Origin of the sequence: Acinetobacter sp. WU_MDCI_Abxc222 (genome assembly GCF_025514755.1) — a bacterium.
Lineage (GTDB): Bacteria > Pseudomonadota > Gammaproteobacteria > Pseudomonadales > Moraxellaceae > Acinetobacter > Acinetobacter geminorum.
Genome location: NZ_JAHPVG010000010.1, coordinates 1 through 16,397 on the forward strand (window position 1 = coordinate 1; position 16,397 = coordinate 16,397).

General features: G+C 35.3%; 17 protein-coding genes. 9 read left to right on the forward strand and 8 right to left on the reverse strand.

Translation table 11 applies throughout. From position 1 onward, the window contains the following. A partial coding sequence (locus tag KTJ10_RS14310) for a type I secretion C-terminal target domain-containing protein (protein ID WP_316249915.1) occupies positions 1-615 on the forward strand: 615 nt, incomplete at its 5' end. Positions 616-696: 81 nt separating this feature from the next. Here KTJ10_RS14310 and KTJ10_RS14315 read toward each other — a convergent pair. After that, positions 697-1,026 carry a darcynin family protein gene (locus KTJ10_RS14315; protein WP_086355223.1) on the reverse strand — a complete coding sequence of 110 codons (330 nt, stop codon included), beginning with the start codon at positions 1,024-1,026 and terminating at the stop codon, positions 697-699. 121 nt (positions 1,027-1,147) lie between these two features. Between KTJ10_RS14315 and KTJ10_RS14320 the strand changes: the two genes are divergently transcribed. Both KTJ10_RS14320 and KTJ10_RS14325 read left to right on the forward strand, forming a co-directional pair. Further along, positions 1,148-1,747 (forward strand): TetR/AcrR family transcriptional regulator, encoded by a 600-nt coding sequence (locus KTJ10_RS14320; protein ID WP_262442284.1) that lies wholly within the window; start codon positions 1,148-1,150, stop codon positions 1,745-1,747. Between the two features lie 114 nt (positions 1,748-1,861). After that, on the forward strand, positions 1,862-2,131 hold the full coding sequence (locus tag KTJ10_RS14325) for a hypothetical protein (RefSeq protein WP_262442285.1): 270 nt from the start codon (positions 1,862-1,864) through the stop codon (positions 2,129-2,131). A 204-nt stretch (positions 2,132-2,335) separates the two neighbouring features. Here the strand turns inward: KTJ10_RS14325 and KTJ10_RS14330 are convergent, their stop codons facing one another. Further along, complete coding sequence (locus KTJ10_RS14330; protein ID WP_262442286.1) at positions 2,336-2,581, reverse strand: hypothetical protein; 246 nt, start codon at positions 2,579-2,581, stop codon at positions 2,336-2,338. A gap of 322 nt (positions 2,582-2,903) precedes the next feature. Continuing rightward, complete coding sequence (locus KTJ10_RS14335; RefSeq protein WP_262442287.1) at positions 2,904-3,767, reverse strand: LysR family transcriptional regulator; 864 nt, start codon at positions 3,765-3,767, stop codon at positions 2,904-2,906. 224 nt (positions 3,768-3,991) lie between these two features. On the opposite strand from KTJ10_RS14335, the gene KTJ10_RS14340 reads away from it, so the two are divergent. Then, entirely contained in the window at positions 3,992-4,885 is an 894-nt protein-coding gene (locus KTJ10_RS14340) for a PhzF family isomerase (protein ID WP_262442288.1), read from the forward strand. Between the two features lie 224 nt (positions 4,886-5,109). Here KTJ10_RS14340 and dddY read toward each other — a convergent pair whose 3' ends face one another. Further along, entirely contained in the window at positions 5,110-6,318 is a 1,209-nt protein-coding gene (gene dddY, locus KTJ10_RS14345) for a dimethylsulfonioproprionate lyase DddY (RefSeq protein WP_262442289.1), read from the reverse strand. A gap of 427 nt (positions 6,319-6,745) precedes the next feature. Here dddY and KTJ10_RS14350 point away from each other — a divergent pair, with 427 nt between their 5' ends. The 4 genes from KTJ10_RS14350 (at position 6,746) to zapE (ending at position 10,795) form a co-directional block, all read left to right on the forward strand. Next, the gene (locus KTJ10_RS14350; RefSeq protein ID WP_086265979.1) at positions 6,746-7,390 is read left to right on the forward strand and encodes a TetR/AcrR family transcriptional regulator; all 645 of its coding nucleotides are present in this window, start codon (positions 6,746-6,748) and stop codon (positions 7,388-7,390) included. A 79-nt stretch (positions 7,391-7,469) separates the two neighbouring features. After that, positions 7,470-8,447 (forward strand): MDR family oxidoreductase, encoded by a 978-nt coding sequence (locus KTJ10_RS14355; protein WP_262442291.1) that lies wholly within the window; start codon positions 7,470-7,472, stop codon positions 8,445-8,447. Positions 8,448-8,817: 370 nt separating this feature from the next. Continuing rightward, positions 8,818-9,720 carry an ArgP/LysG family DNA-binding transcriptional regulator gene (locus KTJ10_RS14360; protein WP_199978168.1) on the forward strand — a complete coding sequence of 301 codons (903 nt, stop codon included), beginning with the start codon at positions 8,818-8,820 and terminating at the stop codon, positions 9,718-9,720. Beyond that, a complete protein-coding gene (gene zapE / locus KTJ10_RS14365; RefSeq protein WP_262442293.1) occupies positions 9,713-10,795 on the forward strand; it encodes a cell division protein ZapE in 1,083 nt (360 codons plus the stop codon). The genes KTJ10_RS14360 and zapE overlap by 8 nt, the downstream gene beginning before the upstream one ends. A 39-nt stretch (positions 10,796-10,834) precedes the next feature. On the opposite strand, the gene KTJ10_RS14370 is transcribed toward zapE, so the two are convergent. Genes KTJ10_RS14370 through KTJ10_RS14385 form a run of 4 tightly spaced genes read right to left on the reverse strand, consistent with a single transcriptional unit; the run spans position 10,835 to position 15,233 of the window. Continuing rightward, a complete protein-coding gene (locus tag KTJ10_RS14370) occupies positions 10,835-11,362 on the reverse strand; it encodes a cupin domain-containing protein (protein WP_199978170.1) in 528 nt (175 codons plus the stop codon). 20 nt (positions 11,363-11,382) lie between these two features. After that, complete coding sequence (locus KTJ10_RS14375) at positions 11,383-13,095, reverse strand: FAD/NAD(P)-binding protein (protein WP_262442295.1); 1,713 nt, start codon at positions 13,093-13,095, stop codon at positions 11,383-11,385. A 49-nt stretch (positions 13,096-13,144) separates the two neighbouring features. Further along, positions 13,145-14,425 carry a pyridoxal phosphate-dependent aminotransferase gene (locus KTJ10_RS14380; protein ID WP_262442296.1) on the reverse strand — a complete coding sequence of 427 codons (1,281 nt, stop codon included), beginning with the start codon at positions 14,423-14,425 and terminating at the stop codon, positions 13,145-13,147. Between the two features lie 25 nt (positions 14,426-14,450). Continuing rightward, a complete protein-coding gene (locus KTJ10_RS14385; RefSeq protein WP_262442297.1) occupies positions 14,451-15,233 on the reverse strand; it encodes an iron-containing redox enzyme family protein in 783 nt (260 codons plus the stop codon). Positions 15,234-15,411: 178 nt separating this feature from the next. On the opposite strand from KTJ10_RS14385, the gene KTJ10_RS14390 reads away from it, so the two are divergent. Continuing rightward, on the forward strand, positions 15,412-16,170 hold the full coding sequence (locus KTJ10_RS14390; RefSeq protein WP_206219045.1) for a sulfite exporter TauE/SafE family protein: 759 nt from the start codon (positions 15,412-15,414) through the stop codon (positions 16,168-16,170). Positions 16,171-16,397: the final 227 nt, after the last annotated feature.

The window sequence follows — 16,397 nt, forward strand, 5'->3', positions numbered from 1 at the left end:
GGAACTGACCTGAAGCTATCTGGTTATAACGAAGGTGACGGGATTACGATCAAGGGCTTCTTTAATACTTATTACGATATTGAGAAGTTTACTTTCTCTGACCAGACCATAATATCTTCAGATATCCCTAAGATAGGTTTAGAGATTATTGGTACAACTGGTGGTGATACATTAACAGGTAATATTGGAAAGGATAGTCTAATCGGTGGTGCTGGAAATGACATTCTAAATGGTGGAGATGGTAATGATCTTCTGAATGGTGGAGCTGGCAATGATACATTGAATGGCGGAATGGGTGCCGATACTGCAATTTTCAAAATTTTAGAAGGTTTGGGAAATGATGCTACAGGTGGTAATGGCATTGATACATGGTCAGACTTCACGGTTTCCCAAGGAGATAAAATCAATATTTCTGATTTAATCATTGGCCAAGCTAGTAAAGAAAATCTGGATCAGTTTGTATCATTTGAAAAAAGCGGTTCAACAGTTACGCTAAGTTTGGATAGAGACGGAAATGATGTGAATTATTCAGCTACCAAGCTATTAATTTTAAATAATCAAACAAATGTGGCTAGTTTGGATGATTTAATTAAAACTGATGTATTTATAATTTAGTTTCATCACTGATACTTTAATTTAAATTTTAAAGACTGAATAAAAAACCGCTATTAGATAGCGGTTTTTTATCTGCACCTTCTATAAAGAACTTTCATACTCCACATACCCATCTTCAATTGCTGGAATAATCTCTACAAACTCAAAGTAGGGCACTGTACAAAATTCAGAATCTCGAATCGCATCAATTACAAAATAATAATCTTGCAGAGATGTCGTCTCAAACACAGCAATATCACTCGCTTTAGTGCTAAACGCTTCAACGTCATACCACCGAACTTTTACAGTCGGGTACTTCTCAAAAATAGGTTCAAGCTTTTGTGCACTAAACTCAGCCCGCTTTTCACGAGCTAAAGCCAACCAAGCAGGTAAAGCTCTTAAATGAATAAAAAAAGTATAGGTTCTAGGCATAACCACTCCATGACTGAGGCGAGTTGTAGTTCAACTGAAAAGACAGGATTTTCTTGTCATATCAAAATGACCCAGTCAGTATATGAGTAATTACTCACATTAAATACTCGCATTTCGGCCCATGTCAGAAACCCTCCCAGACCCACGAAAACGCCCGCGTCAAGCACGCTCAGTGGCTACCTTTGAAGCTATTTTAGAGGCGGCTGCTCGCATTTTGGAGTCGTTAGGCTTTGCTGGATTTAACACAAATGCCGTGGCTGAACTTGCTGGCGTAAGCATTGGTAGTCTATATCAATACTTTCCATCTAAAGAGGCTTTAATCGTCGAGCTAATTCGACGTGAACGCGCGAAGCTATCAAATCATATCGTTGAAGCTATACAGCAAAGTGATGCCGCAGACTCAAAAGATAAACTAAAACTCATCATAAAAGCCGCTGTGCAACATCAATTGAGCCGTCCGCAGTTGGCACGAACCTTAGAATTTGCTTCTGAACTTATTGGAAAAGATGTTGAGGAAAGTGAGCTTCAACACGAGCTTGAAATCATAATTTCTGATCTTTTTACGCGTTCTGGCACTTCACATGCCCAGACAGTCGCACAAGATGTAATTGCTTTAAGCAAAGGAATGATTAACGCGGCAGGCATAGCCGGGGAAAGCGATTTAAACAATTTACAACAGCGAGTTGAAAAGGCTGTATTTGGGTATTTGGGTTTGAGCTAGCAGACATGAGCCAATGTTACAGAAGAATTTTAAAGATTCTTCATCTGTGTGGGTAATGTTTTTAACTATGCTATATTTTTGATGCGCTTAGAATAATTTAGTGGAGAAATGGTTATGTTTAAAAGAAATTTTTATCGTATTTTTTTCTATTTATTTGTTTCTCTATTAACTTCAACTTATTTTAATTTAGTGGATGAGTTCTTTTCTGAACTTTTAAAGGTACTTCAGATCGACAATAAGCCTATTGTATATTTAATTGTTGCCTTGAGTATTTTTTTAACAAACCCTTATTTTCAAGAACTGTTTAGAAAAAGAATTAGAGAAACATGCTTAATAAATTTCATGACCTATCGATTGAACTTTGAAATCTCTAGATTTAAATAAATTCTCTTTAAAATATTTGTAGAAAAAATAAAAAAGCCCAAGCACTATGAGTTAGGTTTTTTTAAAACATTAAGACTTTGATTTATATCAGATAAAAATTAAATTTTGCATAAGCTGTATTATGTTGATTTTAGGAAAACTTAACTACCATTCAATTAGAAGTGTGTTTCAAAAATATATTTAATTTTTAAAAGTATGTGTAAATTAAGCAGAAATTAGGTCTTGCTTCAATTCATTTAGTAGACTGATGAACTCTTCTAATGGAAATTTGAATATTACCTGATCTGGTAATATTCTCCACTCATGAAAAAACTGAATTTCGATATTGGCATTCCCCTTATCTTTATTCAATTGACAAAGTAGTTGGTTTTTATATGAGATTTCTATCGTAATCTTTTCATATCTAGTATCACTGAAATAATCAACACTAAAGTCTTTATATGCGGTCATTTATTAAGCTTTTTTATTAGGGTATCAATAGATTATCCTATGATTTAAAGATATTAAAGCATCTATCCATTTAACAGAATGGGCGTTATTTGAAACCGTATTAAAAAAAGATTTTTAAAATCAGAGTATTAAAAATTTTTATCTACTACAAAAAAAGCAAAATTCCGATTTTGATACAAATCGGCTTTTTTATGAGCAGATTTGATAGTTCTCGCCAATCATTTTGACTAACAATCACTCTGTACAACTTGAGCGAGACATAACTCGGTTTAACTTAAAATTTCTTTTTTAAAGTCAAGATTAGAATAAAAGCTAATTCTTATCACAACATATATTCTTGTAGTTCTTTTTCAATTGTCTCACTAATCAACGTTGAATAGTCACTATCTTTAGTATCTAAATGACGCATTAACCACAGATCTTGTTTTAATGTTTGCTCAGGTAGTATGGGTACTAAACCAGAAGCCTTTGCAACAAAATAAGGCAGGGCTGTAATTCCTTGTCCTTCAATGACTGCTCGTAGTTGCGAGTGCATGTTATCAAAAGACAAAGCAGGGGCTGCATCTTGGGTGAGTTCACGCATCCATTGGGCTAAGAACGTATATTGAAGGCTTCTGTCCCAACCGATTATACGATGATTCAGTAAATCATCAGCCGTTTCAGCATGCTCTGTGAAACTGGCGAGATAATCTTTACTGCAATAAAGTCCATATTCTAGTTGGCCAAGGCGTCGAATGATGTAACGCCCACTTTCTGGTCGAACAAGTCGAAGAATAATGTCAGCTTCCCGTCGAGAAAAATCAACAGGAACGACACTCGTTGATATCTCTAATTGTAAATCTGGATGCTTTAGTTGCAATGCTGTTAGCTTTGATTGAAGCAACTGTTGCCCGATTAACTCAGGTAAAGCAATGCGGAACAATGATTGTTGACCCTGATCGTTGTACCGTTCCATCGCTATTAAATGCTCTTCAGCTTTTTCAGCCAAAGCAAAAAAATGTTTTCCAACATGGGTGAGTGTATAGCCATCACTGTCTCGAGAAAAAAGAATCGCATTGAGACTTTTCTCTAGTTCAACAGCTCTGCGATGTACGGTAGAAACACTAATACCAAGCAATTTTGCACTGCGGCTCAACCCGCCAGTTCGCCCAATAGCTAACAAAATTTTAGTATCGTCCCAGTTCATACCTTTCCATATTTAGAAAATGCGTTTGCAATAAAAACTATAGTATCGCCGATGTTTAGATTTATACAATTCAAACAACCATTACAAAGACTCAAAACTCATTATATGAGACGACTATAAACCTTTTAGAGCTAAGGCATGTGTCGTTGCAATTAAATAAGATTTTCTGGTTATGGCAGGAGCTATTTCTGAGATCACAATATTAACAACAGAGGAGTTCTGCCATGACGACCATTTATGTAGTTGATGCATTTACCACCCAACCAAATACAGGAAATCGAGCAGGGGTTGTTCTAGATGCTGACCATCTTTCAACTCAAGAGATGCAAGATATTGCTGCATTCGCAGGGTATTCAGAAACTGCCTTTGTTTTGTCACCTAAAGATCAAAGCCATGACATACATGTTCGATATTTTACCCCTACACATGAAGTCCCGATCTGTGGACATGCGACGATCGCTACTCATTTTTTACGTGCATCTTCAGGCCACCACTCAGACTATCCATTAATCGCAAAAACAGGAGCTGGTCATTTACCGGTTTCAATATTTGGAAGTCCAGAAGAGTTACTGGTGAAAATGACCCAAGGTCGCGTAGAGTTTTTACCACCTTTTAATGCGAGGCAACGGAGTGAACTTGCAAGCGCACTGGGTGTGAGTGAAAGTGATTTTTCGGATTTACCAATACAAGTTGTCACGACGGGGCATTCCAAGGTGATGGTACCAATGCTGAGCCGAAGTAAGCTTGATGGATTAACTCCGAATAATGAAAAACTGAAAGCCATTAGCGCTGAAATAGGTTGCAATGGTTTTTTCCCCTTTGTGTTGGAAGGTAGTGCGCAAGAACCTGTTACTTATGGTCGAATGTTTGCACCTGCAATCGGTATAAATGAAGATCCTGTAACTGGTAATGCAAATGGTCCAGCGGGAGCGTACCTTGTTCATCACGATTTAATCGAATGTGATCAGAAAGTTAGCTATTGGGGCTATCAAGGTCTCGCAATGCAAAGACCTGGGCGAGTTTTAGTGACAGTTGAGAAAACAGATTCAATTTTACGTGTCAGTATTGCAGGACAAGCAGTTTTAGTTGGCTCAGTTTTGTACTCGAGTAAAGATTGATTATATTTAAGAAATTATGATTTCTTGCGTGTTCTAGAGAACTTCTTCTCTTTACAGCAGCGAGTTGAAAGGGCTGTGTTTGGGTATTTAGAGTTGTATTAAAGCCGACATTTTTAGATTTACTGCAAACTCATCTATTGAGCTTGCAGTAAATTTATCTTGTAAATATTTTTGCAAAAAAGCCTTCTTCAACGACTTATTTTGCTAAGAACTTGGAGGGATTCTTAAGGTTTCCAGTCGTGTAATTTACAAATTACCTTTTCTTCGGGTTTCATTTTCTTTATATCTTTTGGATCACCAGAGATAGGTTGGCATAACCGAGTGGATTGCTCATTATCTTGTCCAGTTGTACGAGCCCAAACTGTGACTAAACCAGAATTTTGAATTGTTTGATTACAGCCCTCAAGTGCATGGAATGCATGAATGGAATTACGTTCAAAGTAGGTTAGCCACTTCTGGTCTGGGTCTTGATTGGAAAACCATTTTTTCCATTTACCTTTTGACCCGTCAATTTGTACATTCCAACCTTTATCACCGCGTTTATGTTTGAACTGGTCACTGTCCCAATGCATCACCATAAACTTATTTTGATCAATACATTGCGGCTTGGTTAATGTCATGTAGATCTCTTGAGGGTGGTGATAATGGTAGGGATAAGAAGTATTGAATAATTGTACGGTCATGCCAATTTCTGCACCGACTTTTTCACCATTAATTTCCTTAATCCGCAAGTTACCCCATGGACCCATGAGCTCTGCATAAAGATAACCGCCACGGAAACGGTCGCTTCCCGCATTTGGGTTCTCAGCGTAAAAAGGAATCCAACCTACGGAAGACCAAAGTGTTGGTAGTCCTTTGATGCTGACATCCTTCGTCCAATGTGAAGTAGTATCGGTCCGTGATGTAATGGCTAGGAAATTTTCGTTCAACTCTAAGCCTGCTGCGCCAATTGTGCCACCCATTTTTTTGTAGTAATCGGTCAGCAATGGACGGTTAATCCATTTTGAGGTTGCTGATAAATTTTGTACCTGTGAGCTAGGGGTGTAGAGTGTGAAATCTTTATAATTCTTTTGTGGGTCGAAACATGCCTTTGCTTTGTCTGGCTCGGCTAGTACAGCCTTGAGGTGTTTTGCAACCAGTTCTACATCTCGGTACTTCATGATGCAACGTGTTTGTGCTTTTCCTGTTTCGGAAGAATATGTTTGGGTCGTTGCTTGTGCTGAGTCCTTGCACTGACCAGTAGGTGTCTCAAGAGCTTTTAGATATTGGTCTAAATAGACCAGTGATTCGGCCCAGAACTGGTCGACCAGCTTTTGTTCCTCGGCAGTAACAGGTGTAGGTTTTACATCGTCTTGGCATTTGAACTGGGCTGCTTGTGCTTGAAAGCATGCAAGCGTAGTCCCAAAAACTACACCTAAAATTCGTTTATACATGATTTTATCTCTGTTGTTATCGCTAAGTGGAGGAGCTTGATATTTCTACTTAAAGTTTCTAATTTTTTGCACTTTAAAATGATGTAACGAATAAAAAGCTGGGTAAGTCCCTACAGTCGGAACTCACTGTATAGAGTTAGAAAATACTTAAAAATTATCCTAAATATTGAAGTTAAAAATGAAAATCTAAACTTCTATTAAAGAGCACAAAGCTTAAGTTTAAAATGATTTTTACATTTTATCTTTTTGATTTAAAAAACTAATTAATTTTAAATAAGTCTACATTATACTTTTTTTAAAAAAGTTGAAGATCACAAAGTATCTAAAAATTTCGAAAGTCATTGTCAGAAAAAATTATATAAGTTGTTGAAATCAATTTTAATCTAACAAGATTGCTATTTCTAGATGGATGGTCTATTTTGTAAATATGAACTATTCAAACTTACCCAAAAGACCACGTGGTCGGCCCACTAAGCATGGAAGCAATTATGCAGATACTAAAGATGTATTAATACGTCGTGGTATTGAATTGCTTACAGAACGTGGAATGAATGCCATGAGTTTAGATGATTTAATGAAGCCTATTCAAATTCCTAAAGGCTCTTTTTATCATTATTTTGAAAACAAAGAGGCATTTATTTTAGAAGTCTTAAAGGCTTACGAAATTTATTTTGTGAGACGATTGAATAAGTTTTTAAGTCAACCAGATCTACCTCCTCTAGAAAAACTACAAAACTTTGTAAATGATGCTGGAGAAAAGCTACAGAAATATGATTTTAAGCGAGGTTGTATTCTGGGAAATTTAGGGCAAGAGGTTTCTTATTTAGCCCCTGAAATTATTGATCGAATAGAAAGTATTTTTCAGGTCTGGCAGAAAATGGTTTCTGATTGTTTGCATGAGTTTTACTCTCAATATAACTTAACAGATTGTGATGAAATGGCTTACCAATTTTGGATTGGGTGGGAAGGCGCAGTTCTTAGAGCTCGGTTAATCAAGTCTACGAGTCCTCTAGAAGCATTTTATCGTTTGTTTACATTAGGTGTAGAACAACTCAATAACATAAGAAACTAATTAAAAATAAATGCATAACATGCATTTATTTTTAATTAATTCTAGACAATTGGTCTAATTAAATAAAGAGGATATTTTCATGTACACAGGTATCGTAATTACTAAAGATGATGCTGGTTATCTGGCAAAGGTTACTGAGATTACTCCAAAGTCTTTGCAGGAAGGAGAGGTAACAGTTGAAGTAAAATATTCAACATTAAATTATAAAGATGCTTTAGCCATTACTGGGCGTTCTCCAGTAGTTCGTAGTTTTCCATTAACACCAGGCATAGATTTTTCAGGTGTTGTAATTGAATCAAAACATCCAGCATGGAAAGAAGGAGATGAAGTTCTATTAAATGGCTGGGGTGTTGGTGAAAAATATTCTGGCGGATTAGCTGAACAAGTGACGGTTTCAGGTGATTGGCTCATACAGAAACCTTCTGCTTTTTCTTTTAAGGATACGATGATTATTGGTACAGCAGGTTATACCGCAATGCTGTGTGTCATGGCCTTGCAAAAGCATGGAATCAAGCCAAGTGATGGAAAAATTTTAGTGACAGGTGCAAATGGTGGAGTAGGTAGTATTGCCATTATTATTTTGAGTCATCTTGGTTATGAAATTACAGCATCAACTGGTAGACCCCAAGAAACAGAATATTTAACGAGTTTAGGGGCAAGCGAAATTATTGATCGTGCTGAATTATCTTCACAAGGAAAGCCGTTAAACAAGGAAATCTGGGCAGGTGTGATTGATACTGTGGGCAGTCATACTTTAGCCAATGCTTGTGCTAGTACAAAATATCGTGGTGCAGTTGCTGCGTGTGGTCTGGCTGGTGGAATGGATTTTCCTGCAACAGTTGCTCCATTTATCCTGAGAGGAATTACCTTATATGGAATTGACAGTGTTATGGCGCCAATCGAGCTAAGAAAAGAAGCTTGGGAGCGTTTAGCTAAAGAATTAGATAAAACAAAATTGGAAACAGTAACGACTGAGATTCAGTTAAGTGATGCCTTAAATTTTTCAAATGAAATTTTAGATGGAAAAATAAGAGGCAGAGTTGTTGTAAAGCTCTAAGCCTTAAAAAAAGAGCGTTAATGACTCTTTGTATACCTTGGGGTGAAATGATTTAAGTTTATAAACACAAAAGCCATCCACTGAGATGGCTTTTGTTTTAAGTAATTTCAATTCTCGTTTTTCGGCAGATGTCTGAACTTACCAGCTTAACGTATCACCAGTTTGGTAGTGAGTTACATGCATTTTAATTAATATTGAATTTAATGAGGGTTTAATTAGTTTTACTAATTAATTACATGTGTGTTATTCATTTAAGTAAAATAAATAATGATTATTTAGCATAAGTAATACAATTGTAGTATTTCGTATTCCCATACCCATTACTATGATTAAGAAATATAATTTTAATTAATATAGATAAAATTTAAAAATGCTAGACAAAATTAAATGCGACGCCTTTTCGGCCGTTGTTGAAACAGGAAGTTTCGAAAAAGCTGGTAAAAAATTATGTGTATCTCAGTCAGCAATTTCTCAAAGAGTTCGATTATTAGAGGAAAGATTAGGAAATGTATTATTAGTTAGGGAAAGACCATGTAAACCAACACCATTTGGTGCTGAGTTATTTGCTTATCTTCAGCGAGCTTCTTTATTAGAGGATGTTTTTTTAAAGAAAGTCATCAATAATAATAAATTTAAACCATTACCGATTGCTGCAAGTATAGGTACATTTGAGTCATTGCTTTTCCCTATATTAGCCAAGTACTGTCTTTCTGAGGCTATTACAATAGACATAAAGATTGATACCCTTTGCAATACCATAGAACTTTTAAAAAGAGGAGAAGTTCAGGCCTGCATTACTTCAGAGTCTGAGATAATTAGAGGTTGTACGAGTGTATATTTAGGGAATATGGTTTATTGTCTTGTTGCCTCAGAGACTTTTATTAATAAATGGTTTAAAAATGGAATTAATAGAGAGAGTCTGCGTTTAGCTCCTTTAGTTTTGTTTAATGAGAATGAAAGAATATATTTTGATTTTTTAGAATCTAATTTTGGACTAACAAAATCAATGATTCCTTTTCATATTATTCCTTCTACTGACTCTTATATTTCTGGACTTTCTTGTAATATGGGCTACGGAATAATACCTATATGCAAAATGAATCAGGATTTATCGAATCAGGGCATAAAAGAAATTTCAAAAGAATATAGAATTAAGATTCCATTATATTGGCATCAACTCTCTTATCTTTCTCCAGAAGTTTTAATAATGAATGATATTATTATTAAGCACTCAACAACAATCTTGGCTACCGTAGGGAATGAAGATGCTTAAGCATGAGGGTCAAAGTCCACTCGATATATATAACTCTATGATTAATAATGGTGTTGTTCTTGCAGATCCATCTCAGCGACAAGCTATTGAAAAATTAAATGAGATTTGGAATAAAATTGAAAACCAGTCTAATCATTTCTTTAGTCCCCAGATTAAAGGTTTATATATGTGGGGGAGTGTAGGAACAGGCAAGACCTGGATTATGGATTTATTCTATAACTCTCTAAATTTTAAAAAGAAATTGAGAGTACATTTTCATCATTTTTTAAAAGATGTTCACAAACAACTTATTGGCTATCGGGGAAATAAAGATCCTTTAAAACTGATCGCTAATGACATAGCAAGCAAGTATAAGCTCATTTGCTTCGATGAGTTTTTTGTATCAAATGTTGCTGATGCAATGATACTTTCAAATCTATTTAATCTGCTATTTTCAAAGAAAGTAATATTGGTTGCTACCTCGAATATTGATCCGAAGGATCTTTATAAAGATGGCTTAAATCGCGATAGATTTTTAGAGACCATAGATCATATCAATAAGAATTGCACCGTCTTGAAGATCGGTAATCAACTAGATTATAGAACCATAAAAGAAAGCAACGCCAATGATGATTTCTATAGATTTCCATTAAATGAAGAATCAGAACAATGGCTTCATTCGGTTTATCAGCAACTTACAAATAACCAGAAAGAACTCAAGACTAGCATCATGATCAACCACAGATCAGTAGAGGTTAAATCTTGCTATAAGAATGTGATTTGGTTCGACTTCGAAAACCTTTGTCGGGAAGCCAGAAGCCCAGCTGATTATATTGAGATAGCAACGCAATATGATTATGTTCTCATCAGTGGAATTGGTGATCTAACAGATAGAATTTATGATACCGTGAGACGTTTTATTTATTTGATTGATGAACTTTATGATCAAAAAATCAAACTATACTTTGCTGCTTCACAACCATTAAATCAATTATATAAAGGCGAGAGGCTTAAATTTGAATTTCAAAGAACCTATTCACGATTACAGGAAATGCAAAGCATAAGTTATAACAAGCAACTTCAGGAGCCCGCTTGAATATATGACTATGCTTTGCATGACTAACACGCAGTTGGATTAAGCGAAAAAGTACGATTTCTCTGGAAATTTTGACTTATATCCATTCTGCAAAAATACTTCTAATGCTTGAATAATGTCGGCTTGTTCCTCAGTACTAATTTCCTTTTTTCTATTGTTTTTAAAGTCTTCAATAATATATTGAATGTCAGCGTTATAGTCCTTAATAAAAATATCTGAGCTCAGTCGTGTTTTAGGTTCAATATTGGCAAGTAGAGGTTCTATTTCTTCAATATTTTTAAAAAATTCAATACTAAACTCTCCAATTTGAAGAATGATATAACGGCTTTCAACCTCAATATCTTTATTTGCAAATCTGTGTCTAACATTAGGGGGAATTTGAAAAAAGTTTCCCTGATTAACAATGTATTTCTGCTGCAAATCTGGTAACTCAACCTGAATAGCACCTTTTGAGCAGTATACAAGATCGGGAATATGAGTATGCCTATGAAAAGGAAACAGGCTATCTTTTAAATTGCACAGCACTATCCTAATATCACGGTCATAACAAAACTGATGCATTTCCATTGATCATTTTCCTCGTCCGATTAACTAATTTTATAAAGTTGTTCTGGCGTAAATATGGGTTCACTGAGATGCTTTTGAAACAATTCAACCCAATCAGTCGATACAGAATCAGCCGCATCAACAATCGCTTTGGAAAAATTACGTTCATTCTGCCAGTATCTGGTAAGTACACCAAAAGAGTAAAAATACTCAGAGGGCTTTATAGACCCTCTACGGTTTTCCATAAGTTTGTAGGTCTCGAAGCCATCTAGCATTAAACCTCCAGTGTTATATTCATCCTCCATATTCGGGACAATATTCTTTTGCTTTAATAATGATTTAACCAAAGCTGAGGGATGTTTATAGATATCAAAGTCTTGACTGATCGTATTCACCACAAGATCAAAATCAAATAAATACCCCAGATGATCAGTAAGCTGTACACGGCTATCCATCATCTTTAGAGGTTTGCTGTTATAGCCAACTTTAATTGATTGAAGTAAACCAGCTTCAAATAGGCATTTCAGCTTTTGTGCATTTTCCAGTGGAATTGGTACGGCAAGACGAATAAATAAGTGATCAAATTCTTGGTCATAGCGTTTTTTATCATGACTGCTTAAATAGCGGTAAAACTTCATTCTTCGTATTTTAAGAATGATCATATTAATTAAGTCATTCAGCTCTTGGTGCTCCAGATCATATTTCAACTTTTCATAAGCATTTGCAAATTTCAAGTTGCACAAATCATTGAATGAAACTTCACCATTAGTTGCATTTTTAAGCTCAAGGTCAAGCAGATGAAGAATATCATCTAGTGATAAAACCTGATTTAAGTACTGCTGTAACTCGGTGAAAGATTCATGAGTGAAATATTTAAAGTCATAGTTAGGTTTATTGCCTCGTACCGCAGGGAAGTATCCTGAACGACTGACAACATACGCTTTGAAGTTTTCATCTGTCTCTGCCTTCTGATAGCTCGAGAAGGCTCCATTTTCAGTTACAAACGATCCTTCACTAAATAGGGTGATGACCGTATCAACACCACTAGGGCCCATACCACGCACAAGAACATTTGGCTTATGATCTTGTCTTGTAATTTGGTTAAGTCTCATTAAGACTTTTTGAAAAGGGTATGGTTTTATGAATAAACTGTGTTCGGAGACTAAACTACTTGCAGTCCAGTGCCCGATAGTCAGCAATAGTTTATAAAATCCTTTTAATTCAATTGTTTGATTTGAGTTTTGATTCTTAATAACGAGATTATAACTATCTTTAGCTTCGTAGCCATCGATAGCTTCATAGCCATTGTAAATTTCAACTTTTATATGATTTGTTTTGGCTAACTCTAAGTATTTTTTGAATCTATCATTGAGATAGATACCAAATAAAGCTCTAGGATAAAAGGCATTAGGATCGGGGAAGACTTGTGGTTCACCATTCAAAGATTTCTTATAAACTAGATGGGGATAATGAGTAATTAGGTGATCTTTATTTTTTGCCATCCAATCCACAAAGTCGTTATCCCAAAGCGACATTGAATGGGCAGGGTTATTACACAGATGGCCAGCCAATAATTCGTCTTTGTCGTATGGATTCCCATGTCCAATAGATTCACGCATTTCAACAAGAGTAATAGAGCATGACTTATGATCAATATCTTGATTCAGTAATTTTTTTACAAAGCTAATGAAGGTACACGTACCTGAGAATCCCATTCCAATGATACAGAACTTTTTCAAAGTAATATCGTCCATAAAAATGTAAATTCAGGAAGTTAAAAATTAACTTCCTGAATAATATGAGTTAGTTCAATTTCTGAAGGGCTTCTTTAATACGTGCTGCTGCTGCCTTTAGAGTCACTGGGTCACGTCCACAATTCATGCGAATGTAATGTCTGAGGCTATCGATGTTTTCACCAAAATGCATGCCTCCAATAGAAGCAACTTTTGCTGTTTCCAAAAGATATTGATCGGCTGAATCAAATCCTAACTTTTGGATTTTTTCACCATACTTTGACAAATCCAAGAATAAGAAAAATCCACCTTCAGGCTCAGTCACTTCTAAACCAGTGCAGCTTTTCAAGTCTTCAATGAATGTCTGCATGTTCTGTCTGGCAACTATCGCACGTTTCTTTGCAACGTCATCCATGTATTCTTGCATTGCTTCATGTGTCGCAATTTGGGCATAAGTCGAAGCAAATGAGTTTAAGTTCACCTGTACCTTTTCCATAACTTTAATCAGTTTGTCCGAAGCACAAATATATCCAGATCGGTCGCCATGCATTCCATAGGTTTTACCGGGACCAGTGATATAAATGGTGTAGTCCCACATAGAGTGTGTCTGGGCTTTAAACTGCTGTGTAATATTTGAAATGTTTGCAGGCTTAGTATTCAAAATATGTGATTCATAAGGGCAATCAAAAAGCACATAGATTGGGCTTAGACCTTTTGATAAACGTTTGGCATTGGCAGTCAAAATCACTTTTGAAATCGATTCTAATTCATCACGAGTATAAATTTTTCCAGAAGGGTTTAGGCAGTCACCAAGAATGATAATTTTGGTCTTATCTGTAATGGTTTTTTCTAACTCAACTATATCAATTGCTTGGTTATAAAAGTCTTTGACATAGATTGGTTTAGCTTTACCTAAGTGCAATTCAATCATGTCAGCGTAATGAGGCCAGTTTGGTACTGGGTAAATCACTTCATCGTCTGGATTTAGAAGTGTATGGAATACCACGGTGATAGCTCCTTTAATACCGCCAGGAGTGACCATAATTTCAGTATCTGGGTTGAAGCTAATGTCTCGTAAACGCTTCACACGCTCAGCAATAGACTTTCTTAAGAAAGGGAAGCCTTTAACTGGGGCAAACTCATGGATAATTGCAGCATGATTTGAAATATAACTCTTAACCGCATCATCAATGCCGCTATTGGTCTTTTCATCCAATGTACCAATACTTAAATCAATGACCTGATCATCTGCGCTAGACTTTTTATTTAATTCTAGAATTTTTGCCTTAGTTCCGTGTGTAATTGATTCACGTAAATTCAAGGCTGCTTGTGAAATACCTAAGTTTTGCATTGTGAAATCTCAAAATCCGTTTTAATTAAAGTGATACAGCTTGATCAAACATTGCATTCCACATCTTAAGCTGGGCTTTCAATGTTTCATTTGCACCAAACTTAATCTCATCAAGGTCTTCTTTATTATTACAGTTGTTATGGACACACTGTTTAGCATCTTGAGCGTGACGATCTTCGACGCCATTTTCGATATGGGCATTAAAATAGACCTCAACCTTCTTAACGAATTCATTTGGATCAAGGTTTTTGTTATTGAATCGGAACGCTTCACGGAATACGGTAAGCATCTTATCAGCATGGTTTTCTAGGGCCATTACTGCTCCCAACATGCGAGGATAACTGCCTGTAATCAAACCTTGGATAGTATCTCGATACTGTAATGTCTCTGCGATGATTCGATCACTATTTTTAGCTTGTTGAACCTTCATCTCTGGAAGATTGTATTCTGCAGCGCCAAATACATTGAGCGCATTCTCCATAAAGATTTCATGGCACTTGGCTTTTTCACCCATACCAGTTTCTTCACTTAAGATGTGGGTGAATAGGACTAGAGTGTCCATATCATTTTCAAAAGCAGATCGTGAACATACATGGGCAATCCCTTTTACGGTTAGCTCTGTACGATAGAAGAAGTTGTCACGAAATAAGATATATGATTCTGGCGTCCAAGACGTAGAAGTTAAATGCTTGAAATAATTGTTTTGGAAAATTTCATGATCATCCATTTTAGTAATGAATTCATCTAACTCAGCACTAATAGTTTCTTTACAATCAACATTTCCATTGATGATTACTTTAGAGTTCATTTTTGAATTTCCTTTTATAATGAAATTTATTTTTACAGCGAAATTTTTATAACAAAGAAATAATCAAAAAAAATGAGTATTAAATATTTTAATGTTTGATAAAATTATCTAATATTTATGTGATAATTTATATTTTAGTGTAGTTTGGCTTGGTTAAAAATCAAAAATGGAATTTTAAATGTATCTTTTAGAAGATTTTTCAGTACTGCAACTTTCAATAATGTTAATAACAATAGTTTGCTCTTATATTATCTTTGGAATGGTTGGTTTTGGCACTGCATTAATTGCGAGTCCTGTATTACTTAACTTTTTACCTCTCTCACAAATTATTCCACTGTTAGCCTTACTAGATATGTTCGCTGCCATTTCGAATGTCATTAAAGATGGTAAGAAAGCAGACTTTTCTGAATTAAAATTTCTAATACCACTTATGTTTGTCGGTAGTTTTCTTGGCTTTATACTGCTGATGAGAGTTAATGCAAGTTATGCACTTCTAGCGTTTGGTATATTTACTCTTTTATATGCTATTTACTCATTAAGTGGCTTTAAACCACAGAAAAAACTAGAGAAAAAATTTGTTTTTCCTTTTGGATTATCTGGTGGTTTCTTAGGAGCCATGTTTGGTAGCGGTGGATTTTTATATGCGATTTACCTTAATGGACGAATCGAAACTCCAGAAAAAATCCGTGTCACTCAAACTACATTAATTGGATGTAGTACGGTTTTTCGAGTCATTCTATTTACTACAGCGGGCGTCTACTTTTCGGATAATTTATTTTCACTTGCCCTTCTGTTTATCCCATCAATGTTGATAGGGGCATTCATTGGCAAGCGAATTACACTCAAATTGTCTAAACAGCAATTCTTGAAAATTATTAATTTTATTGTACTGCTATCTGGAATATCGATTATTGTTAAATATGCTTTAACAGTATAGATCCATTATTATGGGTGCCTAAACTAATTGATTTAGATATTAATAATTTTGCTCTTAAATTTATTTTATTCCTTAATAGTGAAGGGTGAGATACATATACTGCTTTATAGAAAATACTAATCAATACATTGATGCCTGTAGTGGAATAAAATCAATTAATTAATATCCATTTATAAATTTTAATGGTGTGATAGTGGATTCTGTAAAAAGTGACTATAGAATCAGTA